The organism is Pseudomonas sp. C6002, from assembly GCF_013385805.1.
GTDB lineage: Bacteria > Pseudomonadota > Gammaproteobacteria > Pseudomonadales > Pseudomonadaceae > Aquipseudomonas.
Genome location: NZ_JACAPH010000030.1, coordinates 197503 through 224156, shown reverse-complemented (window position 1 = coordinate 224156; position 26654 = coordinate 197503). Strand labels below are relative to the sequence as shown.

Genomic DNA, 26654 nt, shown 5'->3' with positions numbered 1-26654 from the left:
ATTGCCCCATTGTCTGCCATTGAGAGCGCGCGCCTATGTCTACGCCCAACGTTGAAACCGTAAAACTGGATGAGCTGAACGCTTGGCGCATCCGCCACAACGGCGCCGAATTGGTGGTGGCCCAGCAAGGTGCGCATATCGTCAGCTACCAGCGCGCTGGCGAGAAGCCAATCATCTGGCCCAACGATCAGGTGGTGTTCAAGAAAGGCAAAGGCATTCGTACCGGCGTGCCGGTGTGCTGGCCGTGGTTTGGTGTGTTCGACCGCAACCCGCAGAGCGTCAAGGCCATGTACCAGGGCGCCGAGCCGGCCGGTGCCCATGGTTTCGTGCGGACCGCTGACTGGACGTTGGCTGGCGTTGAGGCAGAAGGCACAGCGCTGAGGGTTGAGCTGGAACTGCCAGTGCCTGAAGGTGGCTTCCCGGGTTGGCCGCATCAGGTTGACCTGAAGATGAGCATCCTGCTGGATGATCAACTGCACATCCGCCTGACCAGCCACAACCACGGCGCCGAGACCGTCAGCCTCAGCCAGGCGCTGCACAGCTATTTTGCGGTCAGCGATGTACGCAACGTGCAGGTCGACGGCCTGGACGGGCGGGACTATATCGATACGGCCGACGGCTGGACCCCAAAGCAGCAATCCGGGCTGCTGCACTTCACCGCCGAGACCGACCGCATCTACCTCGACACCCCGGCTCACGTGAACATCGTCGATAAAGACTGGCAGCGCCGCGTTCAGCTCACCAGCACAGGCTCGCGCTCGACGGTGATCTGGAACCCGTGGACCGAACGTGCCAAGGCCTTCAGTGACATGGCCGACGACGGCTGGCAGGGCATGTTGTGCATCGAGACCGCGAATGTGCTGGACGATGTGGTGACGCTGGCGCCGGGTGAAAGCCATACCCTGGGCGTGAGCATCAGCGGTATCGCCCTGTAACCCCAATCAAAAATGTGGGAGCGGGCTTGCTCGCGAATGCGGTGTTCCAGTTAGTGCATGTGCTGACTGACACACCGCATTCGCGAGCAAGCCCGCTCCCACATTAGGTTCTGCATCAGATCAGAGATCCGATTCCTTGACCGCCCGCACCTTCCCCGCATCCAACGCATACGCCGCATCGGCCAGGTCATTGTTGACCTTCTCCACCTTCAGCGTGCCCGTCACCCACAGCGGCGTGTAGATGTCATCCAGCTTCAAGCCCTTGGGATAACGCACCAGCACCAACTGGTTGGGCGGCGGTGGCGGCACGTGGATGCAGGCGCCCGGATAAGGCACCAGGAAGAACAGCGTGCTGCGGCCCTTGGCGTCGGTTTCCAGCGGCACGGGGTAGCCGCCAATGCGAATATTCTTGCCGTTCATGGCAGCCACCGTCTTGGTGGAATACATAACCGCCGGCAAACCCTTGCTCTGCTTCAGGCCACCCTTTGCGGTGAACGTGCCTTGGGCTTCCGGGGAGTTGTGGTCGATTTCCGGCATTTCTTCGAGGGCTTTCTGGTCCGACTTGGGCATCAGTTCCAGCCAGTCGGTTTCCGGCAGTTCGCCAGCGTGGGCCAACCCGGTGCATAGAAGAAGGGATAACAGGAGACGGCGCATGGAGAGGCTCGGCAAGGATTACAGTGCCGGCATTCTAGCCCTCTGCGCCTGCGCAGCGCAGAGGGCCTGGTCGCTAAATTACTTCTTTTTCAGCAGACCGTAGATCACCAACAGCACCACGGCACCCACCAGCGCACCAATGAAGCCTGCGCCCTGGCCAGCCTGATAGATGCCCAGTGCCTGGCCACCATAAGTCGCAACCAGCGAACCGGCGATACCCAGCAGGATGGTCATGATCCAGCCCATGCTGTCGTCGCCTGGCTTCAGGAAACGCGCCAGCAGGCCGACGATCAAACCGATAAAGATGGTCCCAATGATACCCATGGCATTTCCCTCTGATTGAAGTGAATTCAGTCAAAGCCTAGTCAGACTTTGGCTTCCTGCAATCAGAGGGTGGCGGGTACCAATGGTTCCGCCCGGCCTTGGGTTATTGCTCGGCGATCAGCGCTTCGACCTTGAGGATCTGCTCTTGCAGCGTCGCGCGATCCTTGCAGCGCAGGTTGGCGTGGCCGACCTTGCGCCCGGCCTTGAACGCCTTGCCGTAGTGATGCAGATGGCAGTCATCAATCGCGATCACGCGATCAACCGGCGGCACCACGCCGATGAAGTTGAGCATGGCGCTCTCGCCGACTTTTGCCGTGGAGCCCAATGGCAAGCCCGCTACCGCCCGCAGGTGGTTTTCGAACTGGCTGCACTCGGCGCCTTCGGTGGTCCAGTGCCCGGAGTTGTGCACGCGCGGGGCGATTTCGTTGGCCTTGAGGCCACCGTCGACTTCAAAGAACTCGAACGCCATCACGCCGACGTAATCCAGTTGCTTCAGCACACGGCTCGAATAATCTTCGGCCAGGGCTTGCAGCGGGTGATCGGTGCTGGCCACGGACAGCTTGAGGATGCCGCTGTCGTGGGTGTTGTGCACCAGCGGGTAGAAACGCGTTTCGCCATCGCGGGCACGCACGGCAATCAGCGAGACTTCACCGGTGAACGGCACGAAGCCTTCCAGCAGGCAGCCGACGCTGCCCAGTTCGGCGAAGGTACCGACCACGTCGGCGGCGGTGCGCAGGACTTTCTGGCCCTTGCCGTCGTAACCCAGGGTGCGGGTCTTCAACACGGCCGGCAGGCCGATGGAGGCGACTGCGGCGTCCAGGTCAGCCTGGGACTGGATGTCGGCGAAAGCCGGTGTCGGGATGCCCAGGTCCTTGAACATGCTCTTCTCGAACCAGCGGTCACGCGCGATGCGCAAGGCTTCGGCGCTCGGGTATACCGGCACGAACTGCGACAGGAAGGCCACGGTTTCAGCCGGGACGCTTTCGAACTCGAAGGTCACCAGGTCGACTTCATCGGCCAGTTGGCGCAGGTGATCCGGGTCGCTGTAGTCCGCACGCAGGTGTTCACCCAGGGCAGCTGCGCAGGCATCTGGTGCCGGATCCAGGAAAGCGAAGTTCATCCCCAGCGGCGTACCCGCCAGGGCCAGCATGCGGCCCAGTTGGCCGCCACCGATTACACCGATTTTCATCAATCAACCACCTCAGGCAATGCGTGGGTCTGGATTGTCCAGGACGCTGTCTGTCTGCTCAGCACGGAATTTTTTCAGCGCCGCGTGGAACTGCGGGTGCTTGGCGCCGAGGATGCTGGCGGACAACAAGGCAGCGTTGATCGCGCCGGCCTTGCCGATCGCCAGGGTAGCCACCGGAATACCGGCGGGCATCTGCACGATGGACAACAGCGAATCCACGCCCGAGAGCATCGACGACTGCACCGGTACGCCCAGCACTGGCAGGTGAGTCTTGGCCGCACACATGCCTGGCAGGTGAGCTGCGCCGCCGGCACCGGCGATGATTACCTCGATGCCACGGGATTCTGCTTCATCGGCATACTGGAACAGCAAATCCGGAGTGCGGTGGGCGGAAACCACCTTCACTTCGTAGGGAATGCCGAGTTTTTCCAGCATATCGGCGGTGTGGCTAAGGGTGGACCAATCGGACTTGGAGCCCATGATCACGCCAACCAATGCACTCATCGTCGTGCCTCTTCTCTCTGGGCGCCCGCAGGCGCGTCAAAAAACAACAAGCCACGCGGGAAATCCAGCGTGGCTTGTTGTACGAATTAAGGCCGGTTGGACCGGCCGAAGGCCGCGCAGTATACCGTAATAACGCAGATAAACAGCCCCTGGAATGACCATCTGTCTTACACCTCAAACAGGCGGTTTTATTGACTTCCAGGTCAGCGAACACACCAGAAAACTAATGTGGGAGCGGGCTTGCTCGCGAATGCGGTGGATCAGCCACCGATGGGTTGACTGACACTACGCTTTCGCGAGCAAGCCCGCTCCCACATTTGATCTGTGTGGGCTCAGGTGTTCTGCGCCGCGCCGCCTTCCAGCTTGCGCCACAACAACCGCACGTTCGCCTTGCGCACCAACGCACAGCGATACAACCGGATCTCCAGCGGCACATGCCATTGCGGGCCGCCGCACACCACCAGCTCACCCCGGGCCAGCTCGGCGCGCACGCTCAACTGCGGCACCCAGGCAATGCCCAAGCCCTCAAGGGCCATGCTTTTCAGGCTGTCGGCCATGGCGGTTTCGTAAATCGTGGTAAAGCGCAGCGCCCGCTGGCGCAGCAGCAGGTTTACCGAGCGCCCCAGGAAAGCTCCGGCGCTGTAGGCCAGCAGCGGCACGCTGCCCTCGCCTTCCAGGTCGAACAGCGGCTTGCCGTCGGCATCGGCGGCGCACACCGGCAGCATCTCGGTGTTGCCCAGGTGCAGCGACGGGAAGATCTCCGGGTCCATCTGCATCGCCGCATCCGGGTCGTAGAACGCCAGCATCAAATCGCAACCGCCTTCACGCAGCGCATGCACGGCGTCGCCCACGTTGGTGGCGACCAACCGCGTGGCGATGTTCAGCCCTTCGTTTCGCAACTGCGCGATCCAGCGCGGGAAGAAACCCAGGGCCAGGGAGTGCGCCGCCGCCACTTGCATGACTTCACCCTGCCCGCCTTCCAGGTGATGCAGGTGGCGCAGCACCTCGCCGAGCTGCTCGACCACGGTCCGCGCGGTGACCAGGAACAACTGCCCCGCCGCCGTCAGTTCGACCGGCGTGCGCGAGCGATTGACCAGGGTCAGCCCCAGCGCCGCCTCCAGGCTGCGGATGCGCCGACTGAACGCCGGCTGGGTGACGAAGCGCCGCTCAGCCGCCTGGGAGAAGCTGCGGGTGGCAGCCAGGGCGCTAAAGTCTTCCAGCCATTTGCTTTCAAGGTTCATCACATCCTCCCGGGGCACGCACCATTTTGGCACACACGTCCGTCATGGTAACGGGGTCACACCGACATTATGCCGTTTATGCATAGGCCAGTGTTTAACAGCATTGGCCCAAAATCTCCTGCAAGCCTAGCATTCACAGCGTTCCGGCCTAGCCCGGGTCCATATCGAGATGATTTCCGTCATGTCCTCCGCTGCATCTTTCCGCACAGAAAAAGACCTGCTTGGCGTACTCGAAGTACCCGCTCAAGCGTATTACGGCATCCAGACCCTGCGAGCGGTGAACAACTTCCGTCTCTCGGGCGTTCCGATTTCGCATTACCCGAAATTGGTGGTCGGCCTGGCAATGGTCAAGCAGGCAGCTGCTGACGCCAACCGCGAGCTGGGCCAACTCAGCGAAGCCAAGCACGCTGCCATCAGCGAAGCCTGTGCCCGTCTGATCCGCGGCGATTTCCACGAAGAGTTCGTGGTGGACATGATTCAAGGCGGCGCTGGCACTTCAACCAACATGAATGCCAACGAAGTCATTGCCAACATCGCGCTGGAGGCCATGGGCCACAGCAAGGGCGAATACCAATACCTGCACCCCAACAACGACGTGAACATGGCGCAGTCGACCAACGACGCGTACCCGACCGCGATCCGCCTGGGTCTGCTGCTGGGCCACGACGCGCTGTTGGCCAGCCTCGACAGCCTGATCCAGGCGTTCGCTGCCAAGGGTGAAGAATTCAGCCACGTCCTGAAAATGGGCCGTACCCAGCTGCAAGACGCCGTGCCGATGACCCTCGGCCAGGAATTCCGTGCCTTCGCCACCACCCTCGGTGAAGACCTGGCCCGCCTGAAGACCCTGGCGCCTGAGCTGCTGACCGAAGTGAACCTGGGCGGCACCGCCATCGGTACCGGCATCAACGCCGACCCGCGTTACCAGGCCCTGGCCGTCCAGCGCCTGGCGACCATCAGCGGCCAGCCGCTGGTACCGGCTGCCGACCTGATCGAAGCCACCTCCGACATGGGCGCTTTCGTGCTGTTCTCCGGCATGCTCAAGCGTACCGCGGTGAAGCTGTCGAAGATCTGCAACGACCTGCGCCTGCTGTCCAGCGGCCCGCGCACCGGCATCAACGAAATCAACCTGCCGGCGCGTCAGCCAGGCAGCTCGATCATGCCCGGCAAGGTCAACCCGGTGATCCCGGAAGCCGTGAACCAGGTGGCGTTCCAAATCATCGGTAACGATTTGGCGCTGACCATCGCGGCCGAAGGCGGCCAGCTGCAACTGAACGTGATGGAGCCGCTGATCGCCTACAAGATCTTCGACTCGATCCGCCTGCTGCAACGCGCCATGGACATGCTGCGCGAGCACTGCATCGTCGGCATCACTGCCAACGAAGCCCGCTGCCGCGAGCTGGTGGAACACTCCATCGGCCTGGTCACCGCGCTGAACCCGTACATCGGCTATGAAAACGCCACCCGCATCGCCCGTATCGCCCTTGAAAGCGGCCGCGGCGTGCTGGAACTGGTGCGCGAAGAAGGCTTGCTCGACGACGCCATGCTCGACGACATCCTGCGCCCCGAAAACATGATTGCCCCACGCTTGGTGCCTCTGAAGGCCTAAGCGTTTGTTGCACCGCTCACCAGGTTGAGGGACTAGACACCTCTCACCTTTTGAGGGCCTGAAGGCTCGTTCTTCAGGCCCTTTTTTTTGCCTCAAGGTTGTGAAATGACGCCAATAAAAACTCCAAGATCGCCCAACAAACCCGCCTTGCCCGTAACGCCTTGGCTGAAACCTTTAATCGCCTCGTGCAGACGGATCACCCACTCCTAGGTATAGTGCCGCCCCTCTTCGCGTCAGCGGTCGTCGGTAACGAGACCCTGGGAAGCGCGAAACCGCATGAATAACAACACCCGCAAAAGGATTGGGGTCGAAGCGTCGTGCACTGCCTGGTGCCGAGCGATGCGTCGGACCGTCCTGCGTTTGCCATTAGAAAAATCAGCGAGGAACACTCCATGCTAGAAGTCATCAACGACTTCCTCTCAGGGAAAGTATTGATCGTGCTCATTGTCGGGCTCGGTGGTTACTTCACGATCCGCTCGCGTTTCGTTCAGTTGCGTCACTTTTTCCACATGTTTTCGGTGTTTCGCGACAGCCTGAAAAGCAGCGCCGGCCAGCTCAGTTCGTTCCAGGCGCTGATGCTCAGCCTCGCCGGGCGCGTGGGTGCCGGCAACATCGCAGGCGTCGGCATTGCCGTGACCCTGGGTGGCCCGGGCGCCGTATTCTGGATGTGGGTCACCGCACTGGTGGGCATGTCTTCGAGCTTTATCGAGTGCTCCCTCGGCCAACTGTACAAACGCACCGACGCTGAAGGCACCTACCGTGGTGGCCCGGCGTATTACATCCAGCACGGCCTGCACAAACGCTGGCTGGGCATGGTGATGGCGTTCCTGCTGCTGGTGACTTTCGGCTTCGCCTTCAATGGCCTGCAAGCCCACGCCGTCACCCACTCGCTGAACAACGCGTTTGGCCTCGACACCACCTACACCGGCCTGGCCCTGGCGGTGCTGCTGGGCCTGGTGTTCATCGGCGGGATCAAGCGTATCGCCTCGATCGCCGACCTGCTGGTGCCGGTCAAGACCCTGGTCTACATCGCGGTGACCCTGTACGTGATCGTGCTGCAATTCGACCACGTGCCGGCCATGCTCGCGACCATCGTCAAGAGCGCTTTCGGCCTCGACCAGGCCTTCGGTGGCCTGGTGGGCAGCGCGATCATCATGGGTGTGAAACGCGGCGTGTTCGCCAACGAAGCCGGCCTGGGCAGTGCGCCTAACGTGGCGGCAGTCGCCTCGGTTGAACACCCGATCGCCCAAGGCGTGGTTCAGGCGTTCAGCGTGTTCCTCGACACCTTCGTCATCTGCACCTGCACCGCGCTGCTGATCCTGCTCTCGGGCTTCTACACCCCGGGCTTCGAAGGCGACGGCATTGCCCTGACCCAGAACTCCCTGGCGGCGGTGGTGGGTGACTGGGGCCGGATGTTCATCTCGGTGGCCCTGGCGTTGTTCGTGTTCACCTCGATCATGTACAACTACTACCTCGGCGAGAGCAACCTGCGCTTCATCGTGGGCGACAACCGCAAGGTGCTGATGGGCTACCGCGCGCTGGTGCTGGTGCTGATTTTCTGGGGTTCCATCGAGAACCTGAGCACCGTGTTCGCCTTCGCCGACATCACCATGACCATGCTGGCGTTCGTCAACCTGTTCGCCCTGGCGTTCCTGTTCAAGATCGCCATGCGCATCCTGAATGACTACGACGGCCAGCGTGCTGCGGGCATCAAGACCCCGGTGTTTGATTCCAGCAAGTTCCCGGACCTGGACCTGGACCGCAAGGCCTGGCCGGCGAATCCGGTGAAGCCTGAGCCAGCCGCTCAAGCGACCGCAGAATTGAACGCTCAAGCGCAACGCTAAACCTAGATAGATGACACGCCGCCCGGCCTTGGGCATGCTCTGGGCCCGGCGGCGTTTTTCGTTCAGGAGATTCTTCAATGCAACCAGCCAACAACGTCATGGTGCTCTACACCGGCGGCACCATCGGCATGCAGGCCAGCGCCAACGGCCTGGCCCCCGCTTCGGGGTTTGAAGCGCGCATGAGCGAAGCCCTCGCCCAACTGAATATGCCAGCCTGGCGCTTTCGGGAAATGTCCCCGCTGATCGACAGTGCGAACATGACCCCCGCCTATTGGCAGCGCCTGCGCGCCGCCGTGGTTGAGGCGGTGGACGAGGGTTGCGACGCCGTACTGGTGCTGCACGGCACCGACACCCTGGCCTACAGCGCCGCGGCCATGAGTTTCCAACTGCTGGGCCTGCCCGCGCCGGTGCTGTTTACCGGCTCGATGCTGCCGGCCGGTGTGCCCGACAGCGATGCCTGGGAAAACGTCAGCGGCGCGCTGGCAGCCCTGGGCGCTGGCCTGGCGCCGGGCGTGCAACTGTACTTCCACGGTGCACTGATGGCCCCGACCCGTTGCGCGAAGATCCGCAGTTTTGGTCGCCATCCGTTTGCCGCGTTGCAGCGTAACGGCGGCGTCGCCAAGGCGGACATGATTCCGGCGGCGCTGCATTACCGCCAGCCCAAGGCGCTGGTCAATGTGGGCGTGCTGCCACTGGTGCCGGGCATCGCCGCCGCGCAATTGGACGCGTTGATCGACAGCGGCATCCAGGCGCTGGTGCTGGAATGTTTCGGCAGCGGCACCGGGCCGAGCGACAACCTGCAGTTCCTCGCCAGCCTGCAGCACGCACAGGATAACGGCGTGGTCGTGGTGGCAATCACCCAATGCCATGAAGGCGGTGTGGAGCTGGACGTGTACGAGGCCGGCAGCCGCTTGCGGGGCGTCGGGGTGTTGTCAGGTGGCGGGATGACCCGTGAAGCCGCGTTCGGCAAGCTCAATGCGTTGATCGGCGCCGGGCTGGACACCGCCGAAATCCGCCGCCTGGTCGAACTCGACCTGTGCGGCGAACTGAGCTGACCGGCATATAACTTGCTCCTCTTCCAGCCATCCCCTGGCTGGAAGTACCCATGTTGCACTCCCACCTCACCACCCTCAATGCCGTCTCGTTGGTGCTCAATACCTTCAAGGCCGAAGGCCAACCCGCCGAGGCCTTGCTGGCCGGCAGCGGTATCTGCGCGGCGGACTTGATCCGCGCCGACACCCGCATCACCACCAACCAGGAGATGCGCGTGTGCGCCAACGCCGTAGCCCTGCGCCGGGATATCGGCCTGGAGCTGGGCCGGCAAATGCACGTTTCTTCCTATGGCATGCTCGGTTACGCACTGCTCACCAGTGCCACCTTCGGTGACGCTTTGCGCCTGGCGCTGCGGTATCCGGCGCTGCTGGGAACACTTTTCGAGCTGGACCTTGAGGAAGACGGCACGCGCATCTGGTTCAGCGCCGCGGATTACCGGGAAAATCCGGCGCTGGAAATGTTCAACGTCGAACTCTGCCTGGCCTCGTTGAAAGTGATCTGCGACGACTTGCTGGGGCGTGCCCTGCCGCTGCTGGGGGCGCGCTTTGAACACGACGCCCCGGATTACCGCGCACGGTACGCCGAAATCTTTGCCTGCCCGCTGCAATTCGGCGCCATCGCCAACGCGTTTGCCTTCGACCGAAGCTGGCTGGACCAGCCCCTGCCATTAGCCGACGCCGTCACCCACCAGGCCATGGCTGAGCGCTGCCGCAAGCAAAACACCGAGTTCACCGGGCGCCAGGCCTGGCTGGGCAAGATTCGCCACCTGCTCGCCAGCCAACTCAGCGCCGCGCCGGGCCTCGACGGCCTGGCCGAGCAGATGAACTGCTCCCCGCGCACGCTACGCCGGCACCTGCATGACTTGGGCTGCAGCTATCAGGAGTTGCTGGACGAGCTACGCTTCGAGCGGGCCAAGCGATTGCTGGGCGAGGATGAGCTGCCCATTTACCGAATTGCCGAGGCGCTGGGCTTCAGCGAAACCGCGAGTTTCCGTCACGCCTTTGTTCGCTGGAGCGGCGTCGCACCCAGCCAGTTCCGCCCCTGAAGCCACTTGCTGGGGCACGGCCGCGCCATTTCGGGGCGAATTGCGGTCACACACTTTGGCCATATTTATCCCCTTTTGGCCGCTCCTGCCATTCTCATTAATCCCACCCGCCGCAAGACTGGACTCACCGATTCAGCCTGCGGAGAACAACAATATGCTGACGATCTACTCGGACGATCACCACCTGCACCATGGCCGGTGCGAGTTGATGGACGGGCAACTGATGCCCTGTTTTGAAATGCCCGCGCGCGCCGACCATGTGTTGCAACGGGTCAAGGACCGCGAACTGGGCCCGGTGCAAGCGCCTGAGGATTTTGGCCTGGCGCCGCTGCAACGTATTCACAGCCCCGCGTACCTGGACTTCTTCAAAGGCGCCTGGCAACGCTGGACGGCATTTGGCCAGGACGGAGACTTGCTGCCCTACACTTGGCCCGCCCGCACCTTGCGCCGGGTCATCCCCACCAGCCTGCACGGCCAGCTCGGCTATTACAGTTTCGACGGCGGCGCGCCGATCACCGCCGGCACCTGGCAAGCGGCCTACAGCGCGGCGCAAGTTGCACTCACCGCGCAACAGGCGATCCAGCAAGGCGCCCGCAGTGCCTTCGCCCTGTGCCGTCCGCCCGGGCACCACGCCGCCAGCGACTTGATGGGCGGATATTGCTACCTCAACAACGCGGCCATCGCAGCCCAGGCGTTTCTCGACCAGGGCCACACAAAGGTGGCCATCCTCGACGTGGACTACCACCACGGCAACGGTACCCAGTCGATTTTCTACGAGCGCGACGATGTGCTGTTCACCTCGATCCACGGCCATCCGGAGGCGGAATTTCCGTTCTTCCTGGGCTACGCCGACGAGTTGGGCGAAGGCGCCGGTGAAGGTTTCAACTTCAATTACCCGCTGCCCGCAGGTTCTGGCTGGGACCGCTGGAGCGCCGCGCTGGAGCAGGCCTGCGGGGATATCGAGCGCTACGGCGCCGACATCATCGTGGTCTCGCTGGGCGTCGACACCTTCAAGGACGACCCGATCTCCCAGTTCAAGCTCGACAGCCCCGACTACCTGGCGATGGGTGCGCGAATCGCCCGCCTCGGCAAACCGACGCTGTTTGTGATGGAAGGCGGCTACGCCGTGGAAGAAATCGGCATCAATGCCGTCAACGTTCTCGAAGGTTTTGAGGGATTCGCCCAATGAACATGCTCAAGCATCTCGTCCTCTGCGCCGCCGTGCTGAGCGGGGCCGCGCACGCCGAAGAAAGAACCCTGCGGGTCTACAACTGGTTCGACTACATCACGCCCAAGGCCCTGGAGGATTTCAAGGCGCAGAACCCCAGCGTCAAGCTGGTCTACGACATCTTCGACACCAACGAAGCCCTGGAGGCCAAGCTGCTGACCGGCAACTCCGGCTATGACGTGGTCGTGCCCTCCAACGTGTTCCTGGCCAAGCAGATCGAAGCCTCGGTGTTCCAGCCGCTGGACCGCAGCAAACTGCCCAACTGGAACCACCTCGATCCCAAGTTGATGAAGCTGATCGAGGCCAACGACCCCGGCAATAAATTCGCCGTGCCCTACATGTACGGCACCATCCTGATCGGCTTCAACCCGGACAAGGTCAAGGCCGCGCTGGGGGCGAACGCCCCCGTGGACAGCTGGGACCTGATCTTCAACGTCGAGAACATCAGCAAGCTCAAGCAATGCGGCGTGGCGCTGCTGGATTCGCCGTCGGAAATCCTGCCCTTGGCATTGCAACACCTGGGCCTGGACCCCAACAGCAGCAACCCGGCGGACTATGTCAAAGCCGAAGCACTGCTGATGAAGATCCGCCCGTACATCACCTATTTCCATTCGTCCAAGTACATGGCTGACATTGCCAACGGCGACATCTGCGTGGCGGTCGGCTATTCCGGCAGCTTCTCCCAGGCCGCCAACCGCGCCAAGGAAGCCAAGAACGGTGTGACCGTGGACATGCGGCTACCCAAAGAAGGCGCGCCGATCTGGTTCGACATGCTTGCCATCCCCAAAGGCGCCAAGGACCCGGAAGACGCCTACGCCTTTATCAACTACCTGCTGCAACCGGGCGTGATCGCGCCGATCAGCGATTTTGTCGGTTACCCCAACCCCAACAAGGACGCCACCGGGTTGGTGGATCCGGCGATTCGCAACAACCCCAACCTGTACCCGACCGAGGCGGCCATGGCCACGCTGTATACCCTCAAGCCCCTGGGACGTGACGCCGAACGAGCCAGGACCCGCGCCTGGACCAAGATCAAGTCCGGCACCTGATCGGTTGCCGCCGGTTGCGCCTCAGTGCGCAACCGGCGCGCGCCAAACCTGGCCCAAGCGCTTCAACGCCTGGCTGATCTGCGCCTCGGGCACGGCAGCAAACCCCAACACCAATCCGGCACGCTGATCCTGGGGCGTGAGTGACTCCGGCAGCCAATAGCTGCTCAAGCCATTGACCTCCACACCCACTGCCGCCGCCTGTTGGATCAGCGCCTGTTCCCGCGCCAGGCTGTCGACCCGCACGGTCAGGTGCAGCCCGGCCGCCACCGACGGCAGGCGGCCAACACCTTCAACGCCGGCGGGCCATTCGGCCAATAGCGCATTGAGCCGGCTCTGCGCGGCGCGGCGCATGCGGCGTACATGACGCTGGAAATGCCCGGTCGCCATGAACTCCGCCATCACCGCCTGGGTGCTGACTTCCGAGTGGCGCACATCCACCGCGCGGCGCCGGGCAAAGGCCTGGACCAGGCCGACCGGCAACACCAGGTAGCCCAGGCGCAGCGCCGGAAAGGCCACCTTGCCGAAAGTCCCGACATACAGCACCCGCCCCGTGCGATCGAGGGCCGCCAGTGGCGCCAGGGGCGCGCCGCTGTAGCGGTACTCACCGTCGTAGTCATCCTCGACGATCCAGCCGCCCGTACGCTCGGCCCAGGCCAGCAGTTCCAGGCGCCGGGCCAGGCTCATCACCACGCCGGTGGGGTATTGATGGGACGGGGTGACGTAGGCCAGGCGGCAACCGCCGAGGCGGTTCAAGGCAGCGCAGTCGATGCCCTCGCTGTCCACCGTCACGCCATGCAATTGGCCACCCGCCACCGCGAACGCATGGCCTGCTGCCCGATACCCCGGATTCTCGATGGCAACCTCATCGCCGGGCTCCACCAGCAGCTGTGCACAAAGGCTGATTGCCTGCTGCGCGCCACTGGTGATCACTATTTGCTCAGCCGTGCACTGCATGCCGCGAGAACTGCGTAGATAGGCCGCAATCAATCCACGCAGGCGCGCGTCGCCCGCCGGGTCGCCGTAACACAACTGCTGCAAGTCCGGCTTGCGCCAGAAAGCCGCATTCAGCTTGGCCCACACGTCAAACGGGAACAGATCGAAAGCCGGTACGCCCACCCTGAAAGCCCTCGGCGGACCACTGGGCGGAAGCGCCAAATGATTGTTTTCCACCCGCGCCAGCGCACCGCTGTGGATAACTTGACTGGACGAAAACACAGGTAACTCCGGCCGTTTTGTGGATAAACCTGGGGATAAGCCTGTTGATAACCCTGTGGACACTTTTGTGGATAGTTTTTTTGCGGGCGTCGGCGTCTGCGGCAATTGCGCCACATAGGTGCCATCACCCACGCGGCCTTCGATAAATCCTTCGGCATACAGTTGGTCGTAGGCGCGAACCACACTGTTGCGCGAGATCGACAGTGCCGCCGCCAGGTCACGGCTGGCGGGGAGCCGGGTGCCACTGACTAACCGGCCATCCAGTACCCGCTGGCGCAGCGCCTGATAGAGCTGGCGGGTGAGTCCCTGGCGGCGGTCCAACTCGATACCCGCCGGGTTGAACGAGAGCGGTGGTTCTAACGCAGGCATGGAATTGGACCTATAAAATTGACTGTAGATGGCTCTTACAACGAACCAATAGCCTGCCTAGGATGCAGGCATTCGCCAAGGAAAATCTTCATGTACACACCACGCGCCTTTGCCCTCGATGACTTGCCTGAAATCCAGCAACTGATCCAGCACACGCGCCTGGCGCAACTGGTGACCTTGGGCGAACAAGGCCTGCAAGCCAGCCATTTGCCGCTGCTGCTCAACCCGGGTGAAGGGCCCAACGGCACCCTTTACGGGCACATGGCCAAGGCCAATCGCCAATGGCAGGACCTGCAAAATGGCGGCGAGGCCCTGGTGATTTTTGCCGGCGCCGAGGCCTACGTCAGTCCGTCGTTCTACCCGGCCAAGGCCGAACACGGCAAAGTGGTGCCGACCTGGAATTACATCGCGGTACACGCCTACGGCACCGGCGAAGTGTTCACCGACGCCGAGCGCCTGCTCGAACTGGTCAGCGCCCTCACCGACCGCCATGAAGGCAATCGCGCCCAACCCTGGAAAGTCAGCGACGCCCCGGCCGACTACATCGACGGCATGCTCAAGGCCATTGTCGGCTTTGCCCTGCCGATCCAGCGCCTGGAAGGCAAACGCAAACTCAGCCAGAACCGCAGCCCGGCGGACATCGCCGGTGTTCGCGACGGCCTGGCCGCCAGCACCGACGTACGCGACCAGACCCTCGCCCGCTTTATTCCCAAGGAGCCATCATGAGCCAGATCGAAATCCGCCAGGTCAGCGCCGCCGACCACGCCGCTTGGTTGCCCCTGTGGCAAGCCTACCTGCGCTTCTACAACACCGAGCTGCCCGACGCCGTCAGCCAGAACACCTGGCAACGCTTGATCGACGCCAATGAGCCGACCCACTCGGCCCTGGCCTGGCAAGACGGCAAGGCCATAGGCATGGTCAATTTCATCTACCACCGTTCCAACTGGAGCATCGAGAACTCCTGCTACTTGCAGGATTTGCTGGTAGATCCGGCCCAGCGCGGCACCGGCGTCGGCCGCAAGCTGATCGAATTCGTCTACGCCACCGCCAAGGCCGACGGTTGCTGCAAGGTCCACTGGCTGACCCACGAGACCAACGCCACCGCCATCCAGCTGTACGAACGCATCGCCGAACGCCCCGGTTTTATCCAGTTTCGCAAAGGTCTTTAAGGAGAAGCACAGCATGACGACATCATTGGCCGACTGGAAAGGTGTCCCGGCGCCCACCGTCACCCTTATCGAAGGGCGCTTCGTGCGCCTGGAAAAACTCGACCCGGCCCGCCACGGCGATGACCTGTTCAACGCCCTGCAAGGCCCCGGCGCGGATCCGAAGCTGTGGGACTATTTGCCTTACGGCCCATTCCCCGAGCGCGCCGCCTTCGATGCCTGGCTGAACAACCACGCGTCCCACAGCGACCCGTACTTCTTCAGCGTGATCGACAAGGCCAGCGGCGAGGTGCAAGGCATCCTCAGCCTGATGTCCATCGTGCCCGAGCAAGGCCGCATTGAAATCGGCCACGTGACCTTCGGTGCCCCGATGCAACGCTCACCGAAAAGCACCGAGGCGGTGTACCTGCTGGCCAGGCACTCGTTTGAGCTGGGCAATCGCCGCCTGGAGTGGAAGTGCAACAACGCCAACGCCCGCTCCAAAAACGCCGCCGAGCGTTTGGGTTTCAGTTTTGAAGGGGTGTTTCGCCAGCACACCGTAGTGAAGGGAAAGAACCGGGATACGGCGTGGTATTCGATCCTGGATGGGGAATGGCCGGCGATTGGGGCCGGGTTTGAAGCGTGGCTGTCGGATGCAAACCAGACCGGTTCGGGACAGTTGAAAACGCTGGTGGAGTGCCGTACCTAAGCCACCCTGCCACCCCCTGACAAATGTGGGAGCGGGCTTGCTCGCGAAAGCGGTGTATCAGTCACAAATGTATTGACTGACCCACCGTCATCGCGGGCAAGCCCGGCTCCCACATTGTATCTTCAGCGTATCCGAGCCTTGTGCTCAGCCAACCCCGCCCATCTTCAACCCAAACGGCCTGAGCGCCGCATTCAACGACTTGAGCGTCTGATTGCCCTCGCCGTGTTCGATATACACCAGAGTACGCACGTGCACATCGACATTTGGTTCAGCATGGTGACCTCCCCCCAAACGACGCACCACCTCAGTAACCTCCCCGCCATCATTCTGTAAAAAACCTCCGCTATACAGGTCGACTCTTTTCCAAAAATAAGGACGTCTGCCATGCCTCCGTCACCCCAGCGCCTCGTACTCACCCTCGGCCTGCTGGTGGGCAGCGGCTTTGCTGACGCAGCCCCGACCCCACCCAAGACATTGCAGATCGACACACCGACCACCACCGGGCAAACCCTGGGCGGCAGTGACTCGCTGACGATCTCGGCACCCGGCAGCATCACCACCAGCAAAGTGGCCGTGACCCTGAAGGACGGCACCCGCGACAATGGCGTGGTGATCGACAACTCCGGCAGCATTACCTCCACGGGTGGCCGGGCCATCGACAGCAGCGGCAGCCTCACCGGTACGCGCAACTACAGCATCTACAACCGAGCCGGCGGCGTGATCCAGGGCGCCAACGACGCGCTGCGCATCGACAGCAACTTCGCCAGCGGCAGCCTGTTGATCGACAACAACGGCACCATTCGCTCCGCCACCGGCCAAGGGCTGGACCTGGATGCGATCCGCAGCTCCAACGTCACCACCACTATCATCAACCGCCAGGGCGGGCTGATTCGCGGCGACGCCAGCGACGGCATGAAGACCGGCGGCAACGCTACGATCACCAACTACGGCGAGATTTCCACCGGCGACACCCACTCGCGCGATGACAAATTCGACGGCGTCGACATCGACTCCGCTACTGGCGTGACCGTCACCAACTACGGCCTCATCTCCGGCGGCCGCCACGGCATCACCACCGACCTGGGCGCCACGCTGACCAACTACGGCACGGTAATCGGCCGCAACGGCTCGGGTTTTGGTTCCGACGGCGATGGCACGGTGATCAACCACGGCACTATTACCGGCGCATTCTCCGGACTGCAGCCGGACGGCGATGGTGACGGCGTGGACATCGACAAGATCGCCCACATTGAAAACTACGGCATCATCCAGGGCGTCGGCGCCGGCGGTGTCGACAAGAACGGCTTTGCCAACGGCAGCGAAGGCATCGCCCTCGGCGGTGGCTACGTGTTCAACGGCGTGGGTGCATTGGTAAGCGGTGCCAACAACGCGGTGCTGGTGGACGACGGCAGCGACGGCCCGGGACTTGCTGCAACCACCCTGATCAACCATGGCACCATTCAGGGCCTGAACGGCTTCGGCGTGAAGTTCGTCGGCGAGTTTGCCGACACGGTGGTCAACGCCGGCTTGATCAGCGGCAGCAACGGCCTGGCCCTGGATTTGGGCGGCGGCGATGACACGCTGACCCTGCTCGGCGGCAGCCGCTTTGTCGGCGTGGTGGATGGCGGCACCGGATATGACCGCGTGATCATGGACGACGCCGCCGGCGGCAGTTTCGGCGACAGCCGCAACTTCGAATGGCTGGACGTGAAGCAAGGCACCTGGACCCTCACCGGCAGCGGCGACTTCAGCGACGGCGGCGAGATTTTCAGCGGCGCCAAGCTGATCAACCAGGGTGGGATCGCTGGCAACCTGACCGTCGATGAAGGCGGTATCTATGCCGGTGGCGGCAGTGTCGGCAGCCTGTTGGTCAAAGGCACCTTGCAGACCAGCACCGCCCTCGGCACCGCCAGCATCACCCGCGACCTGACGATGACCAGCGGCTCGACCCTGGCCTATGGCGTGAACGCCGACGGCAGCAGCGCACCGGTCCAGGTCGGCGGCACCGCGTACCTGAATGGCGCGACCCTGGCGGTCTATCCCGGCACCGGCACCTACCCGTGGCAGAGCCACTACACGGTACTGCAGGCCGGCAGCATCAATGGCACGTTCGGCAAGGTCACCAGCGACTATGCCTTCCTCACCCCCACACTGGATTACAGCCCTACCCAGGTCGGCCTGACCTATTCCCGCAATGACGTGGCGTTCAATCAGTTCGCCAACACCGGCAACGGCACCCGCGCCGCCAACGCCCTGGCGAGCCTGGGCAAGAACAACGCGTTGTACAACGCCTTGCTCAACACCACCAACAGCAGCGCCGGTGCCGCCATCGAGCAATTGGCCGGCAGCAGCACCGCCAACCTGACCAGTGCCACCCTCGGCGCCAGCGCCCAGGTCGGCAACAGCATGTTGAACGCCATGCACCAACTGGGCGGCGGTGCCGGACTGCTGGTGGGCCTTGATCAAAAAGACACACCCGTACTGGCCGCCACCGGCGTACCCGCCGAAGCCCGTAACCTCAACGACCCCAATGCCCGGGGCCGCCTGTGGCTGCAAGGTATCGGCAGCTACGGCAAGCTCGACGGCGACCACGGCAGCAATGGCCTGACCCAGCGCACCAAAGGCAGCGTGCTGGGGGCCGATTGGGCGCTCGATTCGGACTGGCGCGTGGGCGTGCTGGGCGGTTATTCGAAGACCGACCTGGACACCACCGGCGTCGACGGCAGCGTCGACAGCTGGCACGCCGGCGTCTACGCCATGCGCCAGAGCGGACCGCTGGCCTTGCGCCTGGGTGCTGCGTACAGCGGGCACCAGGGAGACAGTAAACGTACGGTGGCCTTTGACGGTTTCAACGATCGCCCCAAAGGTGACTACGACGCCAACAGCCAACAAGCCTTCGCCGAACTGGGTTATGCCATGGGCAGCGGGCGCCTGAGCGCCGAGCCGTTCGCCAACCTCGGCTACCAGCGCTACCACCGCGACAGCTACAACGAAAAAGGCGGCGCCGCCGCCCTGCATGTCGAAGGGCAAACCCAGGACAATTTCAGCAGCACCTTCGGCCTGCGCCTGGCGCACTTGAGCCAGCTGGACAACGGCATCAGTCTCACGCCGCGGGTCAGCGCCGGCTGGAAACACACCTACGGTGACGTGGACAGCAGCACCCGCCAGGCCTTCCTGATGGGCGGCACCGCGTTCAACGTCGAAGGCAGCGCCCTGGACCGCGACAGCCTGTTGCTGGAAGCCGGGCTGGATGTAGGCCTGTCGGCACGCCATACCCTCGGCGTGGGCTACAGCGGCGAAATAGGCAGTAACAGCCGCAATCACGGGCTGATCGGGCAATGGCAGATGAGTTTTTAATCGCGGCCCACTAGAGACATCTCTGGCAGGCAAAGGGTGGATGGCCTGACATTTATCCGCCCTTTACCCCGCTAGATTTCCCGACCTCATACATCAAGAGGTCGGACCTGCATGCCACTCCTTCAGAAACAACTCGCACTCGCCATCACCTTCGCGCTGGGTGCCACCAACGCTCAATTCGTCCAGGCGCGAGGGGACATCGATCCAGACAGCGAGTGGTTCATCCCGGCGCCAGAGGCCGGCCAGCAAGGCCACCAGCGCCCCAAGCCACCCAAGCCCACTCCCGACTTTAACTTTACCGACCACGCCACCACCCGTAACGGCCAGCAGGTTGCCCGCGTACTGGACTCTGCGGTGGACACCCTCATCAAGTCGGGCGAACTCAATGACTGGGAGGAGTACGAACTGGACAATATCGCCCGGGAACTTGGCAGGCTGGCACCGGGCCGTGTGGGTGCAGTTCTGGAGCAACTGGCAGGCAGCCAGAACGCCAACCTTGGCGCCGCCACTCAAGACAGCATGAAACAGCTCAACAGCAGCCTGCTTTCAGTCATGCGCCGGACAGGCGACGAACGCAACCTTACGGATGCCGAAGGCAATGGCCACGTATGGTTCCAGGCCCTGGGCAACGCTGGCAAGCTTGAAGGACAGCACGGTAGCGTGGGCCTGCAGCAACACACCCAAGGCCTGATGCTGGGCGGCGACTGGGCAGTGGACGATGCCTGGCGGGTGGGTGTGATGGGCGCCAAGTCCGCCAGCGACCTGAACGCCAAACGCTTCAAGGGCGAACTGGACAGCTGGCACCTCGGCGGTTACGCCGTGCGTCAGGACGGCCCCCTTGCACTGCGCCTGGGGGCGATCTACAGCAGCCATGCCGGCCAAACCCAACGCACCGTAGACTTTGATTTCGTCGAGCGCCGCGAGCAGTCCAAAGGCAAATACAACGCCCAAAGCCAGAACGCTTTCGCCGAGCTGGGCTATCAACTGGACAAGGGCAGTTTCAGCATCGAACCCTATGCGGGGATCGGCTACCAGCGCTATCACCGCGACCGCTACAAGGAAAAAGGCGGCTTTACAGCGCTGAATGTCGGCGCCCAGACCCAGGAAAACCTCAGCAGCACCTTCGGCTTGCGCCTGGCCAGTGCCTTTACGCTGGACAACCAGATGGCCCTCAAGCCGCACCTGAGCACAGGCTGGAAGCACCTCTACGGTGACGTGAGCAGCACCGTGCGCCAGTCCTCCGCGTGGGTAAAACGGCCGGGCTTCAACAGTGACTTCACCATCGAAGGCACCTCCCTGGACCGCGACAGCCTGGCGCTGCACACCGGGGTGGACCTGGCGCTGTCGACCCGGCACACCGTGGGCCTGGCCTATACCGCCGAGGTCGGCACCCACAGCCGTAACCAGGGTTTGCTGGGCCAGTGGACCCTGGCGTTCTGATTATTGCGGGCGAAAAAAAAGGGGGCACATGCCCCCCCGAGGTTTAAGCGGTAGTTTCGAAGGCTGTTGATCAGCCTTCGATTTCAATCAGGATTTCACCCGGGTTGACCCGGTCGCCCTTGGCCACGTGTACGGCGGTGACCTTGCCGGCGATCGACGCCTGTACTTCGGTCTCCATCTTCATCGCTTCAGTGATCAACACAGCCTGGCCGGCCTTCACCACGTCGCCTTCCTTGACCAGCACGTCGACGATGTTGCCCGGCATCGCCGTGCTGACATGGCCTGGCGCGGTGGCGTGCTTGCGCTTGCTGCCGCCACTGCTGACAAACTCGTTGAGCGGCTCGAACACCACTTCTTCCGGCATGCCGTCGATGGACAGGTAGAAGTGGCGCTTGCCTTCGGCCTTGACGCCCACCCCGGTGATGTCCACGCGATAGCTTTCGCCGTGCACGTCGATCACGAACTCGGTCGGCACACCTTCGCCACCGGCACGGGCCACGCCGCCGGCTTCAGGAATCGGCAACAGCACTTCAGGGCTCAAGGTGCCAGCGTCGCGCTCTTCAAGGAATTTGCGCCCGATGTCCGGGAACATCGCGTAGGTCAGTACGTCTTCTTCGGACTTGGCCAACGCGCCGATTTCGCCGCGCAACTTGGTCATTTCCGGCTTCAGCAGATCTGCCGGGCGATGGTCGATCACCTCTTCGCTGCCGATGGCCTGGCGCCGCAGTTTTTCATTCACGATGCCCGGCGCCTTGCCGTAGCCGCCTTGCAGGTACAGCTTCACTTCGTTGGTGATGGTCTTGTAGCGCTCGCCGGCCAGCACGTTGAAGAACGCCTGGGTACCGACGATCTGCGAAGTCGGGGTGACCAGCGGCGGGAAGCCAAGGTCTTCACGAACCCGCGGGATTTCGGCCAGCACTTCGCTCATGCGGTTCAGCGCGCCCTGCTCTTTCAGCTGGTTGGCCAGGTTGGAAATCATCCCGCCCGGTACCTGGTTGACTTGCACGCGGGTGTCGACGGCGGTGAATTCGCTTTCGAACTGGTGGTACTTCTTGCGCACGGCGTAGAAGTACAAACCGATTTCCTGCAGCAGTTCCAGGCTCAGGCCGGTGTCGAATTCGCTGCCTTTGAGGGCCGCGACCATCGACTCGGTACCCGGGTGGCTGGTGCCCCAGGCGAAGCTGGAGATAGCGGTGTCGATATGGTCGGCACCGTTTTCGATGGCCTTGAGCTGGCACATCGAAGCCAGGCCCGCAGTGTCGTGGGAGTGGATGAAGATCGGCAGGCTCTGCTCGGCCTTCAGCGCCTTGACCAGCTCGCCGGTGGCGTATGGCGTCAGCAGGCCGGCCATGTCCTTGATCGCCACCGAGTCGCAACCCATGGCTTCCATTTGCTTGGCCTGGGCCACGAACGCCTCGATGGTGTGCACCGGGCTGGTGGTGTAGGCGATGGTGCCCTGGGCATGTTTGCCGGCGGCTTTTACCGCTTCGATGGCCACTCGCAGGTTACGCACGTCGTTCATCGCGTCGAAGATGCGGAACACATCGATACCGTTGACAGCGGCCTTGGCGACGAAGGCTTTGACCACATCGTCGCTGTAGTGGCGGTAGCCCAACAGATTCTGGCCACGCAGCAGCATTTGCAGGCGCGTGTTGGGCAACGCCGCGCGCAGTTTGCGCAGGCGCTCCCACGGGTCTTCTTTCAGGAAGCGTACGCAGGCGTCGAAGGTCGCGCCGCCCCAGACTTCCAGGGACCAGTAGCCGACTTTGTCGAGCTTGTCGCAGATCGGCAGCATGTCGTCGGTGCGCATGCGGGTCGCCAGCAACGATTGGTGGGCGTCGCGCAGGATGGTGTCGGTTACGAAGATCTTCTTGCTCATTCTTATATTCCTCACAGGCCTGCGTGGGCGGCGATGGCGGCGGCGATGGCCAGGGCCAGCTCTTCGGGTTTGCGCTTGATCGAGTAGTTGGTCAGCTCAGGGTGGCTTTCCACAAAACTGGTGTTGAACTGGCCGCTGCGGAATTCCGGGTTGCGCAGGATTTCCTGGTAATAGGCGGCGGTGGTCTTCACGCCTTGCAGGCGCATGTCGTCCAGGGCGCGCAGGCCGCGGTCCATGGCTTCTTCCCAGGTCAACGCCCACACCACCAGCTTCAGGCACATCGAGTCGTAGAACGGCGGGATGGTGTAGCCGGTGTAGATCGCCGTGTCGGTACGCACGCCGGGACCGCCGGGTGCGTAGTAACGGGTGATCTTGCCGAAGCTGGGCAGGAAGTTGTTCTTCGGGTCTTCGGCGTTGATGCGGAACTGCAACGCAAAACCCCGGTGCTGAATGTCTTCCTGCTTGACCGACAGCGGCAGGCCCGACGCAATGCGGATCTGCTCACGCACAATGTCGATGCCGGTGATTTCTTCGGTAATGGTGTGTTCCACCTGCACCCGGGTGTTCATCTCCATGAAGTACACCTCGCCCTCGGCGAGCAGGAACTCAACGGTGCCGGCGTTCTCGTAGCCCACGGCCTTGGCCGCGCGCACCGACAGGTCGCCGATGTAGGCACGCTGTTCAGGGGTCAGCTGGGGGCTAGGGGCGATCTCGATCAGCTTCTGGTTACGGCGCTGGATCGAGCAATCGCGCTCGAACAGGTGCACCACATTGCCGAAGCTGTCACCGAGGATCTGCGCCTCGATGTGCTTGGGATTGACGATGCATTTTTCCAGGAACACTTCCGCCGAACCGAAGGCCTTGGTGGCTTCGGAAATTACCCGGGGGAAGGCTTGTTCGAGTTCTTCACGGCTGTTGCAGCGACGGATACCGCGACCGCCACCACCGGAGGTGGCCTTGAGCATCACCGGGTAACCAATGCGGTCGCCTTCGGTGAGGGCTTCAGCGATGTCGGCAACGTTGCCTTCGGTGCCCGGGGTGACCGGTACGCCGGCCTTGATCATGCTGCGGCGGGCTTCAGTCTTGTCGCCCATGCGGCGAATCACTTCTGCGGACGGGCCGATGAACTTGATCCCACGTTCGGCGCAAATGTCTGCCAGCTCAGCGTTTTCCGAGAGGAAGCCGTAGCCGGGGTGCAGCGCGTCGCAACCGGTTTCCACCGCCAGGTTCACCAGCTTGCGCGGGTTCAGGTAACCAGCCAATGGCTCGGCACCGATGCTGTGGGCTTCATCTGCACGCTTTACATGCAGGGCATGGCGATCGGCATCGGAATAGACCGCGACCGAACGAATGCCCATCTCGGCGCAGGCACGCACGATACGTACGGCAATCTCACCACGGTTGGCGATCAGGATCTTTTTTATCACTTGGAAATTCCCTTGAGCCGATTGCTACCTACTTCGACCCTGGAAGCGGGTCGGCGCGTGACCAAATGTTTCATGGCAGTCGCGTGACACACACTATGCCCCTGCATGGATTAACAAAAATCAATAATTATTGGGTTGTGTATAAGCAAAGACTTATAGTCGTCGCATCAAGGGTCGGTGGGAGTGCTTGAACTATGCGTAAGTCATTGATGCGTATGACATTGCGTCAATTGCAGATTTTCAATGAAGTCTGTGATTTGCGTTCCTACAGCCGCGCAGCCGAGGAAATGTCCCTCACGCAACCGGCCGTTAGCCTACAAATCAAGCAGCTGGAGGAGCTGCTGGGCCAGCCATTGTTCGATTACGTCGGCAAAAAGCTCTATATGACTGAAGCTGCTGAAGCCTTGCAACGGGCCAGCCGGGACATTTTCGGCCGCCTGGAAAACCTCGATATGCAGCTCTCCGACATGCAGGGCTCGTTGCAGGGCCAGCTGAAACTGGCGGTGGAATCCAGCGCCAAGTACTTCGTACCGCACCTGTTTGCCGCCTTCAAGCGCCAGCATCCGGAGGTCAACCTGCACCTGACGGTGGTCAACCGCGCCCAAGTGATTCGCCGGCTTTCAGACAACCGCGACGACCTGGTGATCATGTCGATGGTGCCCCAGGACATGGGCCTGGAATTCCTGCCGTTCCTGAACAACCCGATTGTCGCGGTGGCGCCCCACGATCATCCGCTGAGCCATCAAGGGCCGTTGCGCCTGCAGGACCTTGAGCCTTACACGCTGCTGTTGCGCGAGCCGGGGTCCGGGACGCGGATGGCGTGCGAGGAGTATTTCAAGGAGAAGCGCGTGCACTTCACCCAGACGGTGGAAGTGTCTTCGGCCGAGGCGCAGCGCGAGTGCGTGACCGCCGGGTTGGGCGTGGCGCTGCTGACGCGCCACGCGGTCAACCTGGAACTGGCCACCGGCGGGCTCAGGGAGCTGCCGGTGGAAGAACTGCCGCTGTACCGCAGTTGGTGCCTGGTGCAGGCCAAGGCCAAGCGCCTGTCACCGGTGGCCCATGCATTCCTGGGCTTTATCCGCAGCGAGCGGCTGCAGATCAGCGCGCTGGCTGAGCGCTTCGCTGGGCAGCTGCGGGTGCCTGCCAGTGGAGTTCCGGATAGTCACTGATGCTCTGTTGCAATTGACGCTGATCGCAGCGGTCTTCAATTGCGCGACGGAAGGCCATGCGGCGCTGGTCTTCCTGCTGGCGGCGGGTCTTGACGGTGCTGTTGCTTTCTTCGTATTGCCGAGCCATTTCGAGTCTCCCAATGCGAGTAAGGGGAGTTCAGGATGGGCTCGGGCAATGACGGTTTGGCGGCACGGGGATGACAGGACGATGAATCTTGCGGGGCAGGACCCAATCAAAATGTGGGAGCGGGCTTGCTCGCGAATGCGGTGGGCCAGCCAGCATATTCAGTGACTGACACTTCGCATTCGCGAGCAAGCCCGCTCCCACAATTGGTCCGCGTACAAACTATCAGTCGTCGAGGGCTTTTACGGACTTGGGTGACAACCGAAGGCTGCGCAAGCTGCGCTTCACGCTCTTGAGGTGGTTGACCAGGCTCGGGCCGCGCGCCATGGCCACGCCCATCGCCAGCACGTCGATCACCACCAGGTGGGCGATACGCGAGGTCAGCGGCGTGTAGATCTCGGTGTCCTCGTGCACATCGATCGCCAGGTTGACGGTCGACAGCTCTGCCAATGGCGTCTGGCTCGGGCACAGGGTAATCAGGGTCGCGCCGCTTTCACGCACCAGGTTGGCGGTGATCAGCAAATCCTTGGAGCGGCCGGACTGGGAAATGCAGATCGCCACGTCGCTGGGCTTCAACGTCACCGCCGACATCGCCTGCATGTGCGGGTCGCTGTAGGCCGCCGCCGTCAGCAGCAAACGGAAGAACTTGTGCTGGGCATCCGCCGCCACCGCGCCGGACGCGCCGAAACCATAGAACTCCACGCGCTGGGCCTGGGACATGGCGGTCACGGCTTTTTGCAGCTCCACCGGGTCGAGCTTTTCGCGCACTTCCATCAGGGTGTGCAGGGTGGTGTCGAAGATTTTCAGGCTGTAGTCGGCGACGGAATCGTCTTCGTGGATCGCAAACTGGCCAAAGCTCGCACCCGCTGCCAGGCTCTGGGCCAGCTTGAGCTTCAAGTCCTGGAAACCGGAGCAACCAATGGCGCGGCAGAAGCGCACGATAGTCGGCTCGCTGATGCCCACGCTGTGGGCCAGGTCGGCCATGGAACTGTGCATCACGGCCGCAGGGTCAAGCAGCACGTGATCGGCAACCTTGAGTTCCGATTTGCGTAACAGGTGGCGCGACTGGGCGATATGTTGCAACAGGTTCAAAGGGCTGGACTCTTGTTATTGGCAGACGCCAGGGATGTAGCAAGCTTGTAGTTATA

The 26654-nt window shown here is 62.5% G+C and carries 23 protein-coding genes; 13 read left to right on the top strand and 10 right to left on the bottom strand.

Annotated features, from left to right (window positions below; translation table 11 throughout):
• The first annotated feature begins 35 nt into the window (after positions 1-35).
• Complete coding sequence (locus HX817_RS20720) at positions 36-935, top strand: D-hexose-6-phosphate mutarotase (RefSeq protein WP_177041010.1); 900 nt, start codon at positions 36-38, stop codon at positions 933-935.
• A 120-nt stretch (positions 936-1055) separates the two neighbouring features.
• Here the strand turns inward: HX817_RS20720 and HX817_RS20715 are convergent, their stop codons facing one another.
• The 5 genes from HX817_RS20715 to HX817_RS20695 all read right to left on the bottom strand — a co-directional run bounded on the left by HX817_RS20715 (position 1056) and on the right by HX817_RS20695 (position 4847).
• A complete protein-coding gene (locus HX817_RS20715) occupies positions 1056-1589 on the bottom strand; it encodes a DUF3299 domain-containing protein (protein ID WP_023659290.1) in 534 nt (177 codons plus the stop codon).
• Between the two features lie 78 nt (positions 1590-1667).
• On the bottom strand, positions 1668-1913 hold the full coding sequence (locus tag HX817_RS20710) for a GlsB/YeaQ/YmgE family stress response membrane protein (protein WP_003213408.1): 246 nt from the start codon (positions 1911-1913) through the stop codon (positions 1668-1670).
• Between the two features lie 103 nt (positions 1914-2016).
• The gene (locus tag HX817_RS20705; RefSeq protein WP_087694603.1) at positions 2017-3102 is read right to left on the bottom strand and encodes a 5-(carboxyamino)imidazole ribonucleotide synthase; all 1086 of its coding nucleotides are present in this window, start codon (positions 3100-3102) and stop codon (positions 2017-2019) included.
• A gap of 12 nt (positions 3103-3114) precedes the next feature.
• On the bottom strand, positions 3115-3606 hold the full coding sequence (gene purE / locus HX817_RS20700) for a 5-(carboxyamino)imidazole ribonucleotide mutase (protein WP_003213411.1): 492 nt from the start codon (positions 3604-3606) through the stop codon (positions 3115-3117).
• Between the two features lie 332 nt (positions 3607-3938).
• Complete coding sequence (locus HX817_RS20695) at positions 3939-4847, bottom strand: LysR substrate-binding domain-containing protein (protein ID WP_003213413.1); 909 nt, start codon at positions 4845-4847, stop codon at positions 3939-3941.
• Between the two features lie 181 nt (positions 4848-5028).
• On the opposite strand from HX817_RS20695, the gene aspA reads away from it, so the two are divergent.
• From aspA to HX817_RS20665, 6 genes are all read left to right on the top strand, one after another.
• Positions 5029-6453: an aspartate ammonia-lyase gene (gene aspA, locus HX817_RS20690; protein WP_003213415.1), complete on the top strand. Its 1425-nt coding sequence runs from the start codon at positions 5029-5031 to the stop codon at positions 6451-6453.
• Between the two features lie 392 nt (positions 6454-6845).
• Entirely contained in the window at positions 6846-8297 is a 1452-nt protein-coding gene (locus HX817_RS20685) for a sodium:alanine symporter family protein (RefSeq protein ID WP_003213417.1), read from the top strand.
• A 77-nt stretch (positions 8298-8374) separates the two neighbouring features.
• Entirely contained in the window at positions 8375-9352 is a 978-nt protein-coding gene (locus tag HX817_RS20680) for an asparaginase (protein WP_177041008.1), read from the top strand.
• A gap of 50 nt (positions 9353-9402) precedes the next feature.
• On the top strand, positions 9403-10395 hold the full coding sequence (locus HX817_RS20675; RefSeq protein WP_177041005.1) for an AraC family transcriptional regulator: 993 nt from the start codon (positions 9403-9405) through the stop codon (positions 10393-10395).
• Between the two features lie 154 nt (positions 10396-10549).
• Positions 10550-11584: a histone deacetylase family protein gene (locus tag HX817_RS20670; RefSeq protein ID WP_134327548.1), complete on the top strand. Its 1035-nt coding sequence runs from the start codon at positions 10550-10552 to the stop codon at positions 11582-11584.
• Positions 11581-12672, top strand: a complete 1092-nt coding sequence (locus tag HX817_RS20665; RefSeq protein ID WP_093203570.1) for a polyamine ABC transporter substrate-binding protein — start codon at positions 11581-11583, stop codon at positions 12670-12672. The genes HX817_RS20670 and HX817_RS20665 overlap by 4 nt, the downstream gene beginning before the upstream one ends.
• Positions 12673-12693: 21 nt before the next feature.
• Here HX817_RS20665 and HX817_RS20660 read toward each other — a convergent pair whose 3' ends face one another.
• Complete coding sequence (locus HX817_RS20660) at positions 12694-14256, bottom strand: PLP-dependent aminotransferase family protein (RefSeq protein ID WP_177041003.1); 1563 nt, start codon at positions 14254-14256, stop codon at positions 12694-12696.
• 90 nt (positions 14257-14346) lie between these two features.
• Here HX817_RS20660 and HX817_RS20655 point away from each other — a divergent pair, with 90 nt between their 5' ends.
• From HX817_RS20655 to HX817_RS20635, 5 genes are all read left to right on the top strand, one after another.
• Positions 14347-14982, top strand: coding sequence for an FMN-binding negative transcriptional regulator (locus HX817_RS20655; protein ID WP_177041001.1), 636 nt, complete (start codon positions 14347-14349; stop codon positions 14980-14982).
• Complete coding sequence (locus HX817_RS20650; RefSeq protein WP_087694598.1) at positions 14979-15425, top strand: GNAT family N-acetyltransferase; 447 nt, start codon at positions 14979-14981, stop codon at positions 15423-15425. Before HX817_RS20655 ends, HX817_RS20650 begins: the two co-directional genes overlap by 4 nt.
• A 13-nt stretch (positions 15426-15438) precedes the next feature.
• The gene (locus HX817_RS20645) at positions 15439-16110 is read left to right on the top strand and encodes a GNAT family N-acetyltransferase (protein ID WP_177020311.1); all 672 of its coding nucleotides are present in this window, start codon (positions 15439-15441) and stop codon (positions 16108-16110) included.
• Positions 16111-16494: 384 nt separating this feature from the next.
• Positions 16495-19467: an autotransporter domain-containing protein gene (locus tag HX817_RS20640; RefSeq protein WP_177040999.1), complete on the top strand. Its 2973-nt coding sequence runs from the start codon at positions 16495-16497 to the stop codon at positions 19465-19467.
• Positions 19468-19578: 111 nt separating this feature from the next.
• Positions 19579-20907 (top strand): autotransporter domain-containing protein, encoded by a 1329-nt coding sequence (locus HX817_RS20635; RefSeq protein ID WP_177040997.1) that lies wholly within the window; start codon positions 19579-19581, stop codon positions 20905-20907.
• Between the two features lie 70 nt (positions 20908-20977).
• Here HX817_RS20635 and oadA read toward each other — a convergent pair whose 3' ends face one another.
• Both oadA and HX817_RS20625 read right to left on the bottom strand, forming a co-directional pair.
• Positions 20978-22786: a sodium-extruding oxaloacetate decarboxylase subunit alpha gene (gene oadA, locus HX817_RS20630; protein WP_003213440.1), complete on the bottom strand. Its 1809-nt coding sequence runs from the start codon at positions 22784-22786 to the stop codon at positions 20978-20980.
• Between the two features lie 11 nt (positions 22787-22797).
• The gene (locus HX817_RS20625) at positions 22798-24213 is read right to left on the bottom strand and encodes an acetyl-CoA carboxylase biotin carboxylase subunit (protein ID WP_003213442.1); all 1416 of its coding nucleotides are present in this window, start codon (positions 24211-24213) and stop codon (positions 22798-22800) included.
• 194 nt (positions 24214-24407) lie between these two features.
• Here HX817_RS20625 and HX817_RS20620 point away from each other — a divergent pair, with 194 nt between their 5' ends.
• The gene (locus tag HX817_RS20620; RefSeq protein ID WP_102604039.1) at positions 24408-25382 is read left to right on the top strand and encodes a LysR family transcriptional regulator; all 975 of its coding nucleotides are present in this window, start codon (positions 24408-24410) and stop codon (positions 25380-25382) included.
• Here the strand turns inward: HX817_RS20620 and HX817_RS31410 are convergent.
• Together HX817_RS31410 and hexR are read right to left on the bottom strand one after the other, a co-directional pair.
• The gene (locus tag HX817_RS31410) at positions 25312-25509 is read right to left on the bottom strand and encodes a PA3496 family putative envelope integrity protein (protein WP_076013218.1); all 198 of its coding nucleotides are present in this window, start codon (positions 25507-25509) and stop codon (positions 25312-25314) included. The two genes, HX817_RS20620 and HX817_RS31410, sit on opposite strands and share 71 nt — an antisense overlap.
• Before the next feature lie 222 nt (positions 25510-25731).
• Positions 25732-26598 carry a transcriptional regulator HexR gene (gene hexR / locus HX817_RS20615; RefSeq protein ID WP_003213447.1) on the bottom strand — a complete coding sequence of 289 codons (867 nt, stop codon included), beginning with the start codon at positions 26596-26598 and terminating at the stop codon, positions 25732-25734.
• Positions 26599-26654: the final 56 nt, after the last annotated feature.